Annotated in this window: 15 protein-coding genes; 5 read left to right on the top strand and 10 right to left on the bottom strand. The window is 71.0% G+C overall.

Annotated elements, in window-relative coordinates; all coding sequences use genetic code 11:
- Positions 1-109: 109 nt before the first annotated feature.
- A complete protein-coding gene (locus ABT061_RS40000) occupies positions 110-1,447 on the bottom strand; it encodes an NAD(P)/FAD-dependent oxidoreductase (RefSeq protein WP_350928048.1) in 1,338 nt (445 codons plus the stop codon).
- A gap of 276 nt (positions 1,448-1,723) precedes the next feature.
- On the opposite strand from ABT061_RS40000, the gene ctaD reads away from it, so the two are divergent.
- Positions 1,724-3,424 carry an aa3-type cytochrome oxidase subunit I gene (gene ctaD, locus ABT061_RS39995; RefSeq protein WP_502991581.1) on the top strand — a complete coding sequence of 567 codons (1,701 nt, stop codon included), beginning with the start codon at positions 1,724-1,726 and terminating at the stop codon, positions 3,422-3,424.
- A 7-nt stretch (positions 3,425-3,431) separates the two neighbouring features.
- Here the strand turns inward: ctaD and ABT061_RS39990 are convergent, their stop codons facing one another.
- The 3 genes from ABT061_RS39990 to ABT061_RS39980 form a co-directional block, all read right to left on the bottom strand.
- Entirely contained in the window at positions 3,432-4,259 is an 828-nt protein-coding gene (locus tag ABT061_RS39990; RefSeq protein WP_350928046.1) for an MBL fold metallo-hydrolase, read from the bottom strand.
- 110 nt (positions 4,260-4,369) lie between these two features.
- The gene (locus ABT061_RS39985) at positions 4,370-5,029 is read right to left on the bottom strand and encodes a response regulator transcription factor (RefSeq protein ID WP_350928044.1); all 660 of its coding nucleotides are present in this window, start codon (positions 5,027-5,029) and stop codon (positions 4,370-4,372) included.
- A complete protein-coding gene (locus tag ABT061_RS39980) occupies positions 5,002-6,279 on the bottom strand; it encodes a sensor histidine kinase (protein WP_350928042.1) in 1,278 nt (425 codons plus the stop codon). Before ABT061_RS39980 ends, ABT061_RS39985 begins: the two co-directional genes overlap by 28 nt.
- Positions 6,280-6,413: 134 nt before the next feature.
- Between ABT061_RS39980 and ABT061_RS39975 the strand changes: the two genes are divergently transcribed.
- Positions 6,414-7,037, top strand: a complete 624-nt coding sequence (locus tag ABT061_RS39975; protein ID WP_350928040.1) for a class I SAM-dependent methyltransferase — start codon at positions 6,414-6,416, stop codon at positions 7,035-7,037.
- Between the two features lie 179 nt (positions 7,038-7,216).
- Here ABT061_RS39975 and ABT061_RS39970 read toward each other — a convergent pair whose 3' ends face one another.
- Positions 7,217-8,110 (bottom strand): serine/threonine-protein kinase, encoded by an 894-nt coding sequence (locus ABT061_RS39970; RefSeq protein ID WP_350928038.1) that lies wholly within the window; start codon positions 8,108-8,110, stop codon positions 7,217-7,219.
- Between the two features lie 25 nt (positions 8,111-8,135).
- Entirely contained in the window at positions 8,136-10,079 is a 1,944-nt protein-coding gene (locus tag ABT061_RS39965; protein ID WP_350928036.1) for an N-6 DNA methylase, read from the bottom strand.
- Between the two features lie 84 nt (positions 10,080-10,163).
- Here ABT061_RS39965 and ABT061_RS39960 point away from each other — a divergent pair, with 84 nt between their 5' ends.
- Positions 10,164-10,967 (top strand): PP2C family protein-serine/threonine phosphatase, encoded by an 804-nt coding sequence (locus ABT061_RS39960; protein ID WP_350928034.1) that lies wholly within the window; start codon positions 10,164-10,166, stop codon positions 10,965-10,967.
- Between the two features lie 85 nt (positions 10,968-11,052).
- On the opposite strand, the gene ABT061_RS39955 is transcribed toward ABT061_RS39960, so the two are convergent.
- Together ABT061_RS39955 and ABT061_RS39950 are read right to left on the bottom strand one after the other, a co-directional pair.
- The gene (locus ABT061_RS39955; protein ID WP_350928032.1) at positions 11,053-11,883 is read right to left on the bottom strand and encodes a phosphoribosylaminoimidazolesuccinocarboxamide synthase; all 831 of its coding nucleotides are present in this window, start codon (positions 11,881-11,883) and stop codon (positions 11,053-11,055) included.
- A gap of 122 nt (positions 11,884-12,005) precedes the next feature.
- On the bottom strand, positions 12,006-13,661 hold the full coding sequence (locus ABT061_RS39950; RefSeq protein ID WP_350928030.1) for an FAD-dependent oxidoreductase: 1,656 nt from the start codon (positions 13,659-13,661) through the stop codon (positions 12,006-12,008).
- 114 nt (positions 13,662-13,775) lie between these two features.
- Between ABT061_RS39950 and ABT061_RS39945 the strand changes: the two genes are divergently transcribed.
- Both ABT061_RS39945 and ABT061_RS39940 read left to right on the top strand, forming a co-directional pair.
- Positions 13,776-14,390: a helix-turn-helix domain-containing protein gene (locus ABT061_RS39945; RefSeq protein ID WP_350928028.1), complete on the top strand. Its 615-nt coding sequence runs from the start codon at positions 13,776-13,778 to the stop codon at positions 14,388-14,390.
- A gap of 197 nt (positions 14,391-14,587) precedes the next feature.
- Positions 14,588-15,697: a DNA alkylation repair protein gene (locus ABT061_RS39940; protein WP_350928026.1), complete on the top strand. Its 1,110-nt coding sequence runs from the start codon at positions 14,588-14,590 to the stop codon at positions 15,695-15,697.
- Between the two features lie 132 nt (positions 15,698-15,829).
- On the opposite strand, the gene ABT061_RS39935 is transcribed toward ABT061_RS39940, so the two are convergent.
- Positions 15,830-16,192 carry a DUF488 domain-containing protein gene (locus tag ABT061_RS39935; protein ID WP_350928024.1) on the bottom strand — a complete coding sequence of 121 codons (363 nt, stop codon included), beginning with the start codon at positions 16,190-16,192 and terminating at the stop codon, positions 15,830-15,832.
- A 71-nt stretch (positions 16,193-16,263) separates the two neighbouring features.
- Positions 16,264-16,398 (bottom strand): hypothetical protein, encoded by a 135-nt coding sequence (locus tag ABT061_RS39930; protein ID WP_350928022.1) that lies wholly within the window; start codon positions 16,396-16,398, stop codon positions 16,264-16,266.
- Between the last annotated feature and the right edge of the window lie 41 nt (positions 16,399-16,439).

Below are 16,439 nucleotides of genomic sequence, written 5' to 3'. Positions count from 1 at the left end.
AGGGAGGATCGAGCCAGCGCGGACGCGGGCGCCGGCAGCGAAGTCGACGGGCCCGGTGAGGCGTCGCCGGCAGGGTCGAAGATCTCGTCGTCCTTTACGCTTCACCCGCTCAGGCCTGCTTCACCGGCTCGGGCTCCGGGGCGCTCACGCCGGGTGGGTGCTCGGGGACGGTGGAGGTGAGCGGGACCTCCGCGCCGCTGACCATGCCCAGCTGGACGGTCTGGCGAGGCAGCACGAGGTCCAGCAGCCAGCTCCCGGCGATGCGCGCCCGGCCGTGCGGGACGGCCAGCAGGTGGTAACCCCGGGCTACCGCCTTGGCGACCATGCCCGACAGCGGTACGCCCAGCGGATTCGCGGCCGCGGCGGCCCCGCCCAGGTCGACGACGAACCCCAGGTCGTTGTGCCGGTACGGCCGGAGCCGTCCGCGACCGTACGAGGCGGCGATGTTGTGGGCGGCACGTCTGCCCTGGCGGCCGGCGTGCTGGGCGGTCATCGCGGTGTACTCGCCGGGGCGGGTGAGGTCCGGCACCGCGGCCGCGTCGCCGCAGGCGTAGATCTCCGGGTGTCCCGGCACCCGCAGGTATTCGTCGACGAGCAGCCGCCCCTTCTCGGTCGGCAGCCCCAGCGACTCCACCATCGGGTCGGGGCGCACGCCGACGCACCAGATCAGCGACCGGGTCGCCACGAACTCCCCGTCGGAGAGCCGGACACCGTCCGCCGTCGCCTCGACCACGCTGGTACCGGTGCGGATCTCCATGCCCCGCTCCGACAGCGTCCGGTGCGCGGTCCGCGACAGGCGCTCGTCGAGCTCGGGGAGGATGCGCGGGGCGACGTCGGCAAGGAGCCAGCGCACCGGCTGGTCACGCAGCTCCGGCAGCCTCCTGCGGGTGTCGAGGGTGAGCAGCTGGCCCTGAGCCGCCACCTCGGTACCGGTGTATCCGGCGCCCACGACCACGAAGGTGCACCGGGCCCTGCGCTCCTCGGGGTCGTCGGAGATGGCGGCGAGCTCGATCTGGCGGATCAGGTGGTCACGCAGGTAGAGGGCCTCGGCGATGCTGCGGAAACCGTGGGCGTGCTCGGCGACGCCGGGTATGGGAAGCAGCTTGTTGACGCTGCCGACCGCGATCACCAGGCGGTCGTAGCTCAGCTCGCGGGGGTTGCCCTCGGTGTCCGTGCACCTCAGGCGGCGCGCCTCGATGTCGACGGTGCCCGCGGTGGCGAGCAGATGCCGCACGCCGGGGTGGTTTCCCGCCAACGGGATCGCCACCTTGCGCGGGTCGAGGATCCCCGCCGCGACCTCGGGCAGCAGCGGCAGGTAGAGGAAGTAGTCGGTCGGGTTGATCAGGACGATCTCGATCGCGCCCTTCGCGATCCTGGAAAGGGTGCGAACCGCGGTGAAGCCCGCGAACCCTCCTCCGATCACGACGACTCGCTGTCGCTGGGTCATGAGGTGGTTCCTTTCGACGCTCCGTATTTCAGCGGAGTGCCCTCTCTGCTCCCGGGTCAAGCACGGCGGGTCGTCCGATGTTGCCCACTCGGACCGGTGAGGTCCGGATGAGGGCGATTAATCGCCAGGTCAGCGCGCGGGCAAGATGGCGGAAGGGGGCGAGTGGGAGCGGCCTTTCCTGGGGATGGCGGGATGGAAGGCGGCGGGGATCGGATGCCGCGCCGGTTCGAGGACGGGCCGGTTCGTGGACGAGCCGGTTCCCGAGGGGGGTGGGCTGTGACGACCTCCGAGCAGTCACGTGAGGAGCCGCCGATCTCACCGCCGGCGCCGCCCAACCGAGTGCCGGGCTCACTGGTCGTGAACTGGCTGACCAGCACCGACCACAAGGTGATCGGTTACCTGTACATGATCACCTCATTCGTCTTCTTCATGCTCGCCGGGCTCATGGCCATGATCATCCGGGCGGAGCTCATCCAGCCGGGCATGCAGGTGGTGAGCCTGGAGCGCTACAACCAGATGTTCACCATGCACGGCGGGGCCATGCTGCTGCTGTTCGCGACCCCACTGTTCGCCGGGTTCGCCAACGTGATCATGCCGCTGCAGATCGGGTCGCCCGACGTGGCGTTCCCCCGGCTCAACATGGTGAGCTACTGGCTCTTCCTCTTCGGCGGCGTCATGGTCCTGTTCGGTTTCATCACCAGCGGCGGTGCCGCCGACTTCGGCTGGACGTCGTACACGCCGCTCTCCACGGCACCGCACTCCCCGCAGGTCGGCGGTGACCTGTGGATCGTCGGCCTGGTGATGGCGGGTCTCGGCACGATACTCGGCTCGGTCAACTTCATCACCACGATCATCTGCATGCGGGCCCCCGGGATGACGATGTTCCGCATGCCGATCTTCACCTGGAACGTGCTGCTGACCGGTCTGATGGTGTTGATCGCCTTCCCGATCCTGTCCGCCGCGCTGCTCGCCCTGGAGGCCAGCCGCAGTCACGGCGCCCGCATCTATGACCCGCAGACCGGGGGAGCGATGCTCTGGCAGCACCTGTTCTGGTTCTTCGGCCATCCGGAGGTCTACATCATCGCGCTGCCGTTCTTCGGCATCATCAGCGAGGTGATCCCGGTCTTCAGCCGTAAGCCGATCTTCGGCTACATCGGCCTGGTCGGCGCGACCATCGCGATCGCGGGCCTGTCGATGACGGTGTGGGCACACCACATGTTCGCCACCGGCCATGTGTTACTGCCGTTCTTCTCCTTCATGTCGTTCCTGATAGCCGTCCCGACGGGGGTGAAGTTCTTCAACTGGGCCGGCACCATGTGGCGCGGGCACATATCGATGGAATCACCGATGATGTTCGCGGTCGGCTTCCTGGTCACCTTCCTGCTCGGCGGGCTGACCGGGGTCATCCTGGCCTCCCCGCCGCTGGACTTCCAGGTGCACGACTCGTACTTCGTGGTCGCGCACTTCCACTACGTGGTCTTCGGCACCGTGGTGTTCGCGATGTTCGCGGGCTTCTACTTCTGGTGGCCGAAGATGACCGGCAAGATGCTGAACGAGAAGCTGGGCAAGCTGCACTTCTGGCTGCTGTTCATCGGTTTCCAGGTGACCTTCCTGGTCCAGCACTGGCTGGGCGCGCAGGGCATGCCGCGCCGCTACGGCGACTACAGCCCGATCGACGGGTTCACCACGCTCAACCTGATCTCCTCGATCGGCGCGTTCGTGCTCGGCGCCTCCACGCTGCCGTTCCTCTACAACATCTGGCACACCGCGCGCCGCGCCCCGCGGGTGACCGTGGACGATCCGTGGGGCTTCGGCAACTCGCTGGAGTGGGCCACCTCCTGCCCGCCGCCCCGGCACAACTTCACCTCGATCCCGGCCATCCGCTCGGAGCGGCCGGCCTTCGACCTGCATCACCCGAGGATCGGGGACCGGCCGCGCCGGCTCGACCAGGGAGCCGGGCTCCAGAAGGAGATCTGAGCCGCGCTCAACAGGGGCGGCCGAGGGCGGTCCTGGTGGTCTCCTCCGGGTACGGCGACAGGCGTACGGCGTCGGCGGGGGAGAGCAGGCCCGCCGCCACCCGCTCGCACAGGCGGCCGAGGGCGGTGATCTCCGCGTGCTGGGCCGCGGCGAACGCGCGGTCGACCGGGTCGCCGTGGCCGGGGACGACGACGCCGCTGTCGCCACTGCCGTCGCTGCCGCCGTCGCCGAGGAGGTCGAGCAGCCCGGCGAGGGTGGCCGGCCATTCGAGGGGATAGGCGTCCTCGTAGGCAGGTGGGGCACCGTTCTCCACCAGGTCCCCGGCGAAGACCACGCCGGCGTCCGGCACGTGGACGACCAGGTCGTTGCCGGAGTGGCCGCGGCCGAGGTGGGCCAGGACGACCGGGCGACCACCGACGGCCAGCTCCGCCCGGCCGGTCACCAGGTGGTCCGGCAGCGCGATCCCGGTCTTCGCGATGTCACCGGCGATGTCCGCGCGTCCCCGATCCCGGTAGTGGCGGGCCCACTCGTCCCTGGCCCGGCCGCCGTTCTCGGCCAGGTCGGTCCGGCAGTCCTCGTGCGCCCAGACGGGGCAGTCGAGGAACGGCCGGGTACCGAAGCTGTGGTCGAAGTGCGAGTGGGTGATCGCCACCGCCCACGGGGCGGATGTCACCCGCCTGACCTCCGAGACCAGCTCGGCCCCCTGCCGCTCGTCTCCCCGCGTGTCGACCACCAGGCAACCGCCGTCGCCCACGACCAGCCCCACCGACAGGTCCAGCTCGGCGTATCGCCGCACCAGCACCCGGTCCGCCACCTCGACCCATCGACCTTCCACGGGTCGTATTCTCTCCGGTCGCGATCCTCGCGGCGTCGGTTCTCACCCGTGGCGGAAGCCGGTTTTCCACGCCGCGACCCGGCGGGGAGGTCCCTTCCCTGGAGGAGCGCTCAACCGCGCAGGTACGTCACCACCGCCAGTACCCGGCGATGGTCGTCCTCGGCCGGGGGCAGGTCGAGTTTGGTCAGGATGTTGCCGATGTGCTTGCCGACCGCGGCCTCCGACACCACCAGGGCCCTGGCGATCGCCGCGTTGGACCTGCCCTCGGCCATCAGGGCCAGCACCTCCCGCTCGCGGGGGGACAGCCGCTCCAGCGGATCGCGGCGGCGGCGCAGCAGCTGCCTGACCACCTCGGGGTCCACGATCGTCCCGCCGCCGGCCACGCCGCACAGCGCGTCGACGAACTCCTCCACATCGCCGACCCGGTCCTTGAGCAGGTAGCCGACCCCGGTGCCGTCACCGGAGTCCAGCAGTTCGGCCGCGTAGGTCTGCTCGACGTACTGGCTCAGCACCAGCACGGGCAGGCGCGGGTCCGCCGCGCGGAGCGCGACCGCGGCCCTGAGGCCCTCGTCGGTGAAGCCGGGCGGCATCCGCACGTCGGTCACGACGATGTCGGGGGTGTGCTCGCGCACCGCCTCCACGAGCCGTACGGCGTCACCCGCCGTGGCCACCACCCGGTGCCCGAACCGGGCGAGCAGCTCGGCCAGCCCTTCGCGGAGCAGCACGCCGTCCTCGGCGATGACTACCTTGAGGGATCGATCGGAGTGCACGGTATCTCCACGCGTAGCAGGGTCGGCCCACCGGCCGGGCTGGAAAGTACCAGTCTCCCGTCGACGACCGAGACGCGGTCGGCCAGCCCGGCCAGCCCGCTCCCCTCCGCGGCGTCGGCGCCGCCCACGCCGTCGTCGCCGATCTCCACGACGAGGCGGGCGCCGTCCAGCCGCCCGGTGACCGTGGCCCGCCGGGCCTCGCTGTGCCGGGCCACGTTCGCCAGCGCCTCGCACACCACGAAGTACGCGGTGGACTCCACCACCTCGGGCAGACGTGCGGGCAGCGCCATGGTGACCTCCACGGGTACCGGCGAGCGGTCGGCGACGTCGGCCACGGCGGCGGGCAGTCCCCGGTCGGTGAGGATCTGCGGGTGGATCCCTCTGATCAGGTCGCGGATCTCGGCCAGCGCGAGTTTCGCCTGCTCGTGCGCCCTGCCGACGAGTTCGGCCGTCTCGTCCCCCCGGGTGAGCTTGGCCAGGCCGAGCGTCATGGTCAGCGAGACCAGCCGCTGCTGGGCGCCGTCGTGCAGGTCCCGCTCGATCCTTCGGCGTTCTGCCTCGAAGGCCGATACCAGCCGGGACCTGGACCGGGTGAGCTCGACGACCCGCCTGGCCTCGTCGCTCTGCCGGGGGCTGAGCAGCGCGCGGGCCACCAGTCCGTGCAGCACCGCGAGTGCCGTCAGCGGGTACGTGAACAGCACGAGCAGGACGGCCCCGAGCAGCGCCACGAGGAACGCCTCGGGACGGCTGTCGATCAGCCAGAACTTGAACAGCCGCACCTGCCCGACCTCCTCCAGGATGATGGGCGCGCACATGGCCATCACCGGCCCGACGATCCCGTACGCCAGGGAGATCAGCTCCATCGGCCAGAGCACGATGACCAGCAGGCCGGTGTAGGCGAGCTCCCGCCAGGTGGCCTGCTCGCTGAAGCGCAGCCGCGCCCACGCGCGCAGGCCCGGCCGGTCGGGCTCGCGGTGGGGCGACTCCACCGGCTCCGAGTCGATGATCCGCAGGCGGCGGCGCTCCAGCGCGGCGACCGGTATGCCACTGAGCCCCAGCACCACCAGGAACGGGATGCCCACCACCACCAGCGCCAGCACCGCGCCGCCGGCCAGGCAGACCAGGACCACCACGAGGGTGACCGCGCCGACGAGGATGCTCGTCAGCAGGTACGCCAACGAGCGCCACGGCCACCACGTGGCGAGCAGGTTCCATCGGGTGAGTGCCTGCCAGGCCGCCCGCGATCGCATCAACCGACAGTACGGTCCGCGCGGGCATGGCCTCTACCGGGCCTGGCCTACTCCGACGGTATGGCCGGCCATACCCGGAAGACTAGGCTCCGGTGCCCTGCGGGCCGCGCTCCCGCGGCGGTCTGATGGGGACCATGAACAAGACGGCGGCGCCCGCGGACCTGCGGGCATTCCTGACGGCGGCGGTACGCAGGCAGCGCGTGGTGGGCGCGATCGCCCCGAGTTCCCCGGCGCTGGGCAGGGCGCTCAGCGCGGTGGTCCCCGCGCTGGGCCCGTCGGTGGTCGTGGAGCTGGGGGCCGGCACCGGTCCGATCAGCGAGGCCATCCGGGCGAGGCTGGCCCCGGGGTCCCGCCAGCTGGCCGTGGAGATCGACCCCGGCATGGCCGCGCACCTGCGCCGGACGAAACCCTGGATGGAGACGATCGAGGGCGACGCCGCCGACCTCGGCGCGCTCCTGGCCGGTGCCGGGGTCGACCGGGTGGACGCGGTCGTCAGCACGCTGCCCTGGTCGTTGTTCCCCGGCGAGCAGCAGGAGCGGATCCTGGCGGGCGTCGGCCGGGCGCTCGCGCCGTCCGGGGCGTTCACGACCGTCACCTACCTGTCGGCCCTGCCGCTCGCCGGGGCCAGGGCCCTGCGCCTGCGGTTGCGGTCGGCCTTCGACGAGGTGCTGACCACCGGGCCCATCTGGCGCAACCTGCCCCCCGGAGTGGCGTACGTGTGCCGCAGACCGACGGTCCCCGTTCTCCCGCCTCCCTGAGGGTTCCCCGGGACCGGGTCCCGCTCGCGCCGTTCGTGACCGACCCACCCGGCCCGCTCGGTGTCGGCGAACCAGGAGCCGTGGAAGCCGGTGGGCACCCGGCGCGGCGATGGCCCGGACGGGCCGGGAGACCGCAGACCGCCGGGACAGGCTTCCGCGGGGACGGTCCGGTAGGACCGTCAGGCCAGGACCCGGCCGACCATCCGTGCGTACATCCGGCCGGGGCTCGGCACCGACGACGGGTGCAGGAAGCCAGGGAGCATCGGCAGGTCCACCGCGAAGGGCTGCAGCCGCTCGTAGAGGACGTCGGCGCCCGCGGGACGGTTGTCGGGATCCTTCTCCAGCAGGTCGGCGACGAGGCGGTTCAGCTCGGCGGGAACCCCCGGGACCTCGGGCGGGCGCTCCTTCACCTGGCGCTCGAACACGGCGTACTCGGTGGGACCGGTGAACAGCTGGCGGCCCGTCAGCATCTCGTGGAGCACGCATCCGAGGGCGTAGAGGTCGCTGCGGGGACCGGACAGGCCGCGCTGGATCTGCTCGGGTGCCATGTACGACGGGGTGCCGAGAATCTGGCCGACCCGGGTGAACTGCGTCGAGTCGGCCTCGCGGAGCACCGCCAGGCCGAAGTCGAGGACCTTGACGCTCCCGTCGGGGCAGAGCATCAGGTTGGTCGGCTTCAGGTCGCGATGGCAGACGGACAGCGCGTGGGCCGCGGTCAGCACCGCGCAGGCCTGGGCGGCGATCGCCGCGGCCCAGGGCACGGGGAGCGGGCCGTGCTCGCTGACCACGTCGGCCACGGTGACGCCCTCGATGAACTGCATCACCTGGAACAGCCGCTGGTCGAAGGTGCCGAAGTCGTACAGGACCGGTGCGCCGGGGTGCTCCAGTCTGGCCAGGATGCGGGCCTCGCGCAGGAAACGCCGCTTCAGCTCCTCGTCGGGGCCGGTGAGGAACCTCAGGAACTTGACGGCCACCCTGCGGTCGAGATGCCTGTCATGGCCGCCGTAGACGGCCCCCATGCCCCCCTGGCCGAGAGGGAGGTCGTCGAGCACGTATCGGTCGCCGATGACCATCGACCCTCCCCTGGACGTGCGGGCATCACGCCCCTTGGTCGCACGGCCGGAGATGGCCGTCGACCAGTCCGTCAAAGCCTAGCCGGATCAGCGTTTCCCCCAGCGCCCTCGTCGCGCGCAGTCTGTCCTCCAGTTCGAACAGCTCGCGGAAGGCCGTGCCGTACATCCGCTGGTCGGACAGGGGCAGCATGGGCACCCTCGCCCGCCGCACGTCGAGGCGGCTGGAACTGGGATGGACCCTGGCCGCGTCGGCCGAGCGCAGGAAACCGGCCAGGAACCCGGAGTCGAGCCGCTGCGGGTCGACCCGGTACAGCGTGAGCTGCGGGCCGAGCGCCGCTCCGCTCTGGGTGATCACCCTGACCGCGCCGAGCACCGTGGTCACCACGTCGCCGGGCCTGATCATGATCAGTGCCGGGTCGAGGGTGGTACGGCCGGAGGGTGAGGCGCCCGCCGCGGTGTCGTCGGCGGTCAGCACCGGGAGAGGGCCCTCGTCCGCCGACATCCTCGGCGGCGCCTGCAGGATCGTGATCAGCCCCGCCTTGGCCAGCTCGCCGACCGTGGTGGTCGGCAGGTCCTGCCGCTCGGCGAGCAGTTCCAGGGCGGGAGTGGCCTCCGACAGCGTGGCCGAGGTCTCCATGAACCTGGCCAGGGCCTCGGTGAAGTCGCGCGGGAAGTCGAGGCCGCTGTGCTGCGGGCGGTGCCTGGCCGGGGCGAGGTCGACCTCGTCGTCGAGCAGGTCGATGATGCGCACCGTGCGGCTCTCGCCGGACAGCTCGGCCTCGGGGTTCTCCAGGTACGCGCGCCAGGCGGGCTCCACGACCGACAGGTCCTCGCCGGCGTCCACCACCAGCAGCTGGGACGGCGGGCGCCCGCCGTCGGGCCTGCGGAGTATCCACAGGTCGGGGCCGCCGGGCGCCAGCGTCACCACGGCCCGCAGCGCTCCCGCCCGGAGCAGGTTGCCGCGGATCCGCTTGCCCGGACGCCGGCTGGCGGCGGCGGTGGGCATCAGGATCGCCACCAGGCCGCCCGGCCGCACGCGGGCGAGGCAGTGCTGCACCCAGGCGAGCTCGGACTCACCGCGCGGCGGCAGGCCGTACTCCCAGCGCGGGTCGCCGGCGAGCTCCTCGTGACCCCAGACCCGCTCGTTGAACGGCGGGTCGCAGACCACGGCGTCGGCCACGTCACCGGCCAGGCCGTCCTCGCGGAGCGAGTCACCGGCGACGATCCGCGCCTCGGTCCCGCGCAGCAGCACCCGAACCGCGCTGAGCAGCGCGTTCGTCTCGTTGACCTCCTGCCCCATCAGGACGGTCTTCCCGCCGGTCGAAGCGCCTCCCCGCCGGGCCGTCAAGGTGTCCGCGCCCAGCAGCAGCGTTCCGACACCGCATGCCGGGTCCAGGACGACGTCCCCCTTCCGCACCACCAGCCGGACCATGAGCTCGGCCACATCGTCCCTGGTGACCGAGAGCTGGCGGGAGTGCGCCTCGACGTAGCGCTCGCACAGGAACTCGAAGACCTCCAGCGGGTCGCGTTCGGTGGCCAGCTCGGCGACCAGCCGGACGAGGGCCAGATCGTCCAGGCGAAGATCGGCGGAGCCGGGGAGATCGGTCGTCACCTCGGCCATGCGGGTGAGAGACTTCGTTCCATGATCACGCCAGGCGGTGGGCTCGCGGCGCAGGAACAGCAGGAACGCGCCGACCTTGGCCACCAGTTCGCCCAGCCTGAGGTCGTCGACCGAGGTGCGCATCCGCTGCCAGACCAGGTCGCCGAGCGAGACCTCGAAGGATTTGCCGTTCGCGCGCAGCCACACGGCGATCTCCGGCAGCGAGAACAGCGGGCTGGAGGTGGTGCCGCCCACCGGCTGGGGAAAGTCCTCGTGGCGGCGGCGCCAGTTGCTCACCGCTGCCCTGCCGACCCCGGCAAGCCGGGCGATGTCGCCCGCGTTCACGGTGATCTCCTGGCGCTCCTCCATGTTGGGCCACAGTAGTTGACTGTGCCGCAACGGTCTACAACGTCTTTGCTTGTGAAGTGCTTCAACCAATGATTTACTGCCTTCATGGCACTGAACCAACCACTGGCACTGCGCTACGCGGCCCGCTCCGACGTGGGGGTCCGCCGTGAGGCGAACGAGGATTCGGGCTACGCGAGCGCGCGCCTGCTCGCCATAGCGGACGGCATGGGTGGTCATGCGGGTGGAGAGGTCGCCAGCTCACTTGCCGTCACCGCCATGGCGGCGCTGGACGACACCCTTCCCACCGGTGGTGTCGACCTGCTCGCCGCGCTCAAGGGCGCCGCCAGGGACGTCAACCACACACTGCGCGACATGAGCGAGCAGGATCCCACGCTCCGCGGCATGGGCACCACCCTGACCGCGATGCTCTGGGACGGCGCCACCTTCGCCCTGGCCCATGTCGGAGACTCCCGGGCCTACATGCTGCGCGACGGCGCCCTCTACCAGATCACCCATGACCACACCCTGGTCCAGTCGCTGGTGGACGAGGGGCGGATCACCCCTGAGCAGGCCGCCGAGCACCCGCGCCGGTCAATGGTGCTGCGGGTCCTTGAGGGCACCGGCGACGGTGAGCTGGACCTGTCACTGCGCGAGGCCTACCCGGAGGACCGCTACCTGCTCTGCTCCGACGGCCTGACCGCCGTGGTCGGTCCCGAGACCCTGTTCAACACGCTGACCGAGATCTCCGACCCCGACGAGGCGGCCCGCTGGCTCATCGACCTCGCCAACCGGGGTGGCGGCCCCGACAACATCACCTGCATCGTGGCCGACTTCGGGGCGCCCACCGGCTCCGCCCCGGTGGAACCGACCATCGTGGGCGCCGCGGTCGAGAGGAAACTCTCCCTGTAGGGACCCCGCTGCCTCCCCGAACGTCGGGGAAGCACCGGTGTGCTCGGGTGACCTCCACGGCCTTGGCGGGGATCTCCAGGTGTTCTTACCAGGTTCTGCCGGTGATGCGTTCGTACGCCTCGATGTAGCGCGCCCGGGTGACCTCCACGACCTCGGCGGGGACCTCCGGAGCGGGTTCCTTCTTGTCCCAGCCCGTGCTGGTCGCCCAGTCACGCACGTACTGCTTGTCGAAGGAGAACTGCGCGTGGCCGGGCTCCCACCGGTCGGCGGGCCAGAAGCGGGAGGAGTCCGAGGTCAGCACCTCGTCGCCGAGCACGAGTGTGCCCTCGGAGTCCCAGCCCAGCTCGATCTTGGTGTCGGCGATGATGACGCCCCGCTCCGCGGCGAGTTCGGAGCCTCGCAGGTAGATCTCCAGCGTGATCCGCCGGAACTCCTCGGCGACCTCGGCCCCCTCCAGGGCGACCACCTCGTCGAAGGAGATGGGCTCGTCGTGCTGCCCGAGCGGTGCCTTGGTGGACGGGGTGAAGATCGGCTCGGGGAGCTTGGAGCCGTCCAGCAGGCCGGGCGGCAGCGGCACGCCCGAGACCGACCCGTGCGCCCGGTACTCCTTCAGCCCGCCGCCGGTCAGGTAGCCGCGCGCGACGCACTCGACCTTCGCCATCTCCAGCTTCCTGCACCGCACCGCACGGCCCGCGAACTCGGCGGGTACGTCGGTCGCCGAGATCACGTGGTTGGGCACGATGTCGGCGAGTTGCTCGAACCACCAGAGCGAGAGCTGCGTGAGGATCCTCCCCTTGTCGGGGATGGGCGTGGGCAGGATCACGTCGTACACCGACACCCGGTCGGACGCCACGAGGATGATGTCCCCGCGGTCCTCGTAGACGTCGCGGACCTTCCCTGAATGAAGAAGCTTCACTGCTTTCCTTGCTCTCGCTCGACCCGGTCGCTGACCGACACCTGCTCACCGTATTCGACATCCGGCGGCGACCCGGCAACCGGGCACGCCGACTCCGCCAAAGTCGGGGGAGATGTGGCAGGTCACGGGCGCCTGCGGGCTCGCAGGACGGCGTCGTGGATGGTGACCTGGCGGCCTTCGGGGTCGTCGGCGAGGCGCGGTCTGGTGTCGGTGACGAGGATGTCCCACCGGTCGGGGTCGAGGGAGTGCGCGATCTCCTCGGCGGTGAAGAACATGTCGGGCACATTGGGCCGGGGCATCGTGGTCTCCAGGTCCGAGAAGTGGTGGCCGACGATGAGCAAAGTCCCGCCGGGGGCCACCGCGGCGGCCAGCCGGGTGTGCAGTGCCTCGCGCTGCTCCCCCGGCAGGTGCATGAAATGGGCGGAGACCAGGTTGAAGTAGCCCTCATCGGGTGCCCAGCTGGTCAGGTCGGCGTGTACCCAGTCGATCCGCCCGGCCATCTCCGCGCCGAGGGCGTCGGCGCGTTCGGCGCCGCGCCGCAGGGCGACGGTGGCGAAGTCCGCCGCGGTGACCCGCCAGCCGCGTTCGGCCAGCCAGAGGGCGTCGGCCCCCTCGCCGCAACCGACGTCGAGCGCCGTGCCGGGTGACAGGTCGGTGGTTTCGGTCACGAGCTGGGGGTTGGGCCGGCCACTCCAGATCGCGTCACGGGAACGGTAGCGCTCCTCCCACGCCTGCTCGCTGAACATGCTCGCGGTGCTCTCGGCCGGGGCGTGGTGGTGGTCGCCGGGCGTCCGCTCGGCGTGGTCGGAGCGGGGTTCGGGCCCGCCGCGGTGAGCGGCGACGGCGTGGCGGGTGTCCTCGGCGATGAGGTCGGCGTTGATGGCCGCGGCGGTGTTCAGCGCCGAGGCGGCGGAGACGATCACCTGGGCGCGCAGGTCCGCGACGTTGCCGGCCACCCACACCCCGGGCACCGAGGTGGCCCCGGTGGGGTCGGCGGGCACGTAGCTGCCGATGACGTGGCCGCCGGCCAGTTGTTCGACCGGCTCCAGCCCGAGGGAGGCGAGCACGCCGGCCCGGGCGGTGAAGCGCGGTGCGACCACCACGGCCTGGCAGGGGACGAGCTCTCCCGAGCGCATCCGGACGCCACCGAGCCGGTCGCCGGTCGTCTCCAGGGCGGCGACCTCGCCCTCCACGAGGGTGACGCCCCGGGCGGCCAGCTGCTCGTACTCCTCATCGGTGGGTTTGGGGGCGGTGTGCAGGAACAGGGTCACCCGCGGGCTCCACTGCCGGAACATCAGGGCCTGGTGCGCGGCCATCGGGCTGTCGGCCAGGACGCCGATCGCCTGGTCGCGGACCTCCCAGCCGTGACAGTACGGGCAGTGCAGGACGTCGCGCCCCCACCGCTCGGCCAGTCCTGGAACGTCGGGCAGCTCGTCCACCAGGCCGGTGGTCACCAGCAGCCGCCGGGCCCGCACCTCCCGGCCGTCGGCGAGCAGTACGCGAAAGCCCTCGCCGTCCTCCAGCCGATGGGCCGAGGTGGCGGTGCCGGTCACGATCTCACCGCCGTAACCGGTCACCTCGGCGCGGCCGGCGGCCAGCAGTTCGCCGGGGGGTGTGCCCTCGCGGCCCAGGTAGTTGTGCACATGCCCGGCCGGGGCGTTGCGCGGGGCACCGGCGTCGACCACCAGCACCGAGCGGCGTGCCCGGCTCAGGGTCAGGGCCCCGCTGAGCCCGGCCGCACCGCCACCGACGACCACCACGTCGTACTTCTCCTCCACCGCGTGCTCTCCTCTGCTCGTCGTACGGCCGGAGTGGGATCACGGCGGCCGTCTCGTCGCTGAACTATTCGCGCACGGCGGCAGATTTGACAAATGCCTTTGCCGGGATGGCAAATGGGTGGCATGAACGACGACGCCCTCACCCCAGACGAAGCCCTCGACAAGGTCATCGACGCGGTAGGCCCGCGCCTGCGGGCACTGCGCCAGCAGCGCGGCGCGACCCTGTCGCAGCTCTCCGAGGCCACCGGGATCTCGGTCAGCACCCTGTCCCGCCTTGAGTCCGGTCAGCGCCGTCCCACCCTGGAACTCATGCTCCTGCTGGCCCGAGCCCACCAGCTCCCCCTGGACGAGCTCGTCGGCGCGCCGGAGACCGGCGACCCGCGCGTCCGCCAGCGCGCGATCACCCACAACGGCATGACGTTCGTCCCGCTGACCCGCCGGCCCGGCGGGCTCCAGGCGTATAAAATGATCATTCCGATGAGCCGGCCCGCCTGCGGGCCGGAACAGCGGGTCCACGAGGGCTACGAGTGGCTCTACGTGCTGTCCGGGCGGCTGCGCCTGTCGCTCGGCGAGAAGGAGATCGTCCTGATGCCCGGAGAGGTGGCGGAGTTCGACACCCACATCCCGCACGCCTTCAGCAATCCCGGCCCGGAACCCGCCGAGGCACTCAGCCTGTTCGGCCCCCAGGGCGAACGCCTGCACGTCCGCGCCCGCCCCTCCGGCAGATGAGCCGACCGGCGCCGGGCGCCCGCCCCGAAGACGGTCGTGTCATCATGTCTACGACTCGCGGCGGTTCCCGGGAGCGTCGCACGCGGGAAGACCTGGCCTCTCCTGCCGCGTGCCGGGCCGCGCGATGAGCAGGAGGGACCTCCACACCCCATCGCGGCGGCGGGCACGCCGCCGCGACGTTCCATTGGAGAACACGCATGCCCTTCGCCGACGAGCTCATCGGACCCGACACCGCCCGCACACTGGCCCAGGCGATCGGGGCGGTCGCGCCGGACACCCGGCTCACGGCACTTCGAGCGGCGACCTCCGAACTCGGCTCCCTGTCCTTGCGCGAGCGTGCCGACCTGCTGCGTGACGCCCTGCTGCGGGACCTGCCCGGAGACTACGGGTCCTTCGCGGGCACCGTCCGGGCCGCGCTGAACGGGGGACATCCCTTCAGCGGCTGGCTGATCTGGCCGGTGAGCAGTGCTGTTGCCACCAAGGCGATCGAGGATGGGAGCGGCGAGGCATTCGATGACGCCCTTGACGCGCTCGCGGAGCTCACTCCACGCCTGACCTCCGAGTTCGCCATCCGCCTGCTGCTGGAACGCGATCTCGATCGCGCGATGGCACAGATCATCGACTGGACCGTTCATCCCAGTGAGCACGTCCGCCGCCTCGCGACCGAGGGGACCCGGGCTTTCCTGCCCTGGGCCAAGCGGGTTCCGGCCATCCTCGCGAATCCCCACTCGACCGTGCCGATCATCAGCGCCCTGTATCGGGACGAGAGCGAGTACGTACGACGCTCGGTCGCCAACCATCTCAACGACCTCAGCAGGGAGCAGCCCGACCTGGTGATCGAGACCGCCGCCGCCTGGCTGGCCGATCCGGACGGCAACACGCGGAGGCTCGTCCAGCACGGACTGCGGACACTGATCAAGAAAGGCCACCCCGGCGCACTGGAACTGATGGGGTTCACTCCGGGCACGGTTGTCGAGATCGTGGGGCCGAAGCTCGCCGGCACCACCGTACCGTTCGGCGGTACGCTGAGATTCGCCGTCTCCGTCACCAACCCCGGACAGGAGCCGGTGCGGCTCGCAATCGACTACATCGTTCACCACAGGAGAGCGAACGGGAGCCAGAGCGGCAAGACCTTCAAGCTCACTACCAGGACCCTCGCACCCGGCGACACCATCGATCTCTCGCGCGACCACTCGTTCCGCGAGATCACCACCAGGCGCTACTACCCCGGCACCCACGCGGTTGAACTCCAGGTCAACGGAGTCGCCTCCGGCCGCACCGACTTCACCCTGCTCGCTCCCGGCTGACGGCTCACGGGGGTAAGGCGGCAGAGCGCTTCTCGCCGACCTCGGCCTTCACGGTTCGGGGGACTCGACGGCGATACTCACCCGGTCGGCCGCGCGCTCCCCTCAGTGCCGAGCGCACGCAGGACACCGCGGTCAACTCCGCAGCAGGTCGGCGAGGACCACGGCCTCGCTGATGTCGGCCTGCCTGGTCGCGGTCAGGAGCGTAAGCGTTCGCTGCTTCGCCAGCTCTCGCAGGTGCTCCAGCGCGGTGGCCCGCTCGGGGTCCTTCAGCTCGGCCCGGTAGCGGCGGCCGAACTCCTCGAACCGAGCCGGATCGTGGCCGTACCACTTGCGCAACTCGGTCGAGGGCGCCACCGCCTTGCACCACTCCTGCAGATGCGCCTTTTCCTTGGACAGCCCGCGCGGCCAGACCCGATCGACCAGCACCCGGGCACCGTCCTGCGCCTCCGGCTCCTCGTAGACCCGGCGCACCCGTACTTTTGGTTCGTCAGCCATGCCGTGGTCGTTCCCGGATCGCGGTAATGAGTAGCCACAGGTCCGGCTACCGGGTGGAGTCGGTCCGTCGATCAGCTGGGCGACAGCGTGACGTTGACCTCGTAGTCGGGACCGCCGTTGCCGGAGATCTGCCGCAGGTGGTGGCGGACGTCGGTGGTCAGCGGGTCGAGCTTGACCGAGTGCCGGTCACGGGGCCAGGCGGGCAAGGGCCACCAGAGCGTTCCTTGCCGGCCTTGGCCTCCGTGAC

Source organism: Streptosporangium sp. NPDC002544 (assembly GCF_040295965.1).
GTDB lineage: Bacteria > Actinomycetota > Actinomycetes > Streptosporangiales > Streptosporangiaceae > Streptosporangium.
The sequence above is the reverse complement of the archived record's forward strand: the minus strand, read 5'-3'. Positions and strand labels throughout refer to the sequence as shown.

Excerpts from the sequence above, each read along its gene's own strand:
- ABT061_RS39940 (WP_350928026.1), top strand. The coding sequence starts at position 14,588 with ATGCCCTTCGCCGACGAGCTCATCGGACCCGACACCGCCCGCACACTG.
- ABT061_RS39975 (WP_350928040.1), top strand. The coding sequence starts at position 6,414 with ATGAACAAGACGGCGGCGCCCGCGGACCTGCGGGCATTCCTGACGGCG.
- ABT061_RS39970 (WP_350928038.1), bottom strand. The coding sequence starts at position 8,110 with ATGGTCATCGGCGACCGATACGTGCTCGACGACCTCCCTCTCGGCCAG.
- ABT061_RS39960 (WP_350928034.1), top strand. The coding sequence starts at position 10,164 with ATGGCACTGAACCAACCACTGGCACTGCGCTACGCGGCCCGCTCCGAC.
- ABT061_RS39945 (WP_350928028.1), top strand. The coding sequence starts at position 13,776 with ATGGGTGGCATGAACGACGACGCCCTCACCCCAGACGAAGCCCTCGAC.
- ABT061_RS39980 (WP_350928042.1), bottom strand. The coding sequence starts at position 6,279 with ATGCGATCGCGGGCGGCCTGGCAGGCACTCACCCGATGGAACCTGCTC.
- ABT061_RS39935 (WP_350928024.1), bottom strand. The coding sequence starts at position 16,192 with ATGGCTGACGAACCAAAAGTACGGGTGCGCCGGGTCTACGAGGAGCCG.
- ABT061_RS40000 (WP_350928048.1), bottom strand. The coding sequence starts at position 1,447 with ATGACCCAGCGACAGCGAGTCGTCGTGATCGGAGGAGGGTTCGCGGGC.
- ABT061_RS39965 (WP_350928036.1), bottom strand. The coding sequence starts at position 10,079 with ATGGAGGAGCGCCAGGAGATCACCGTGAACGCGGGCGACATCGCCCGG.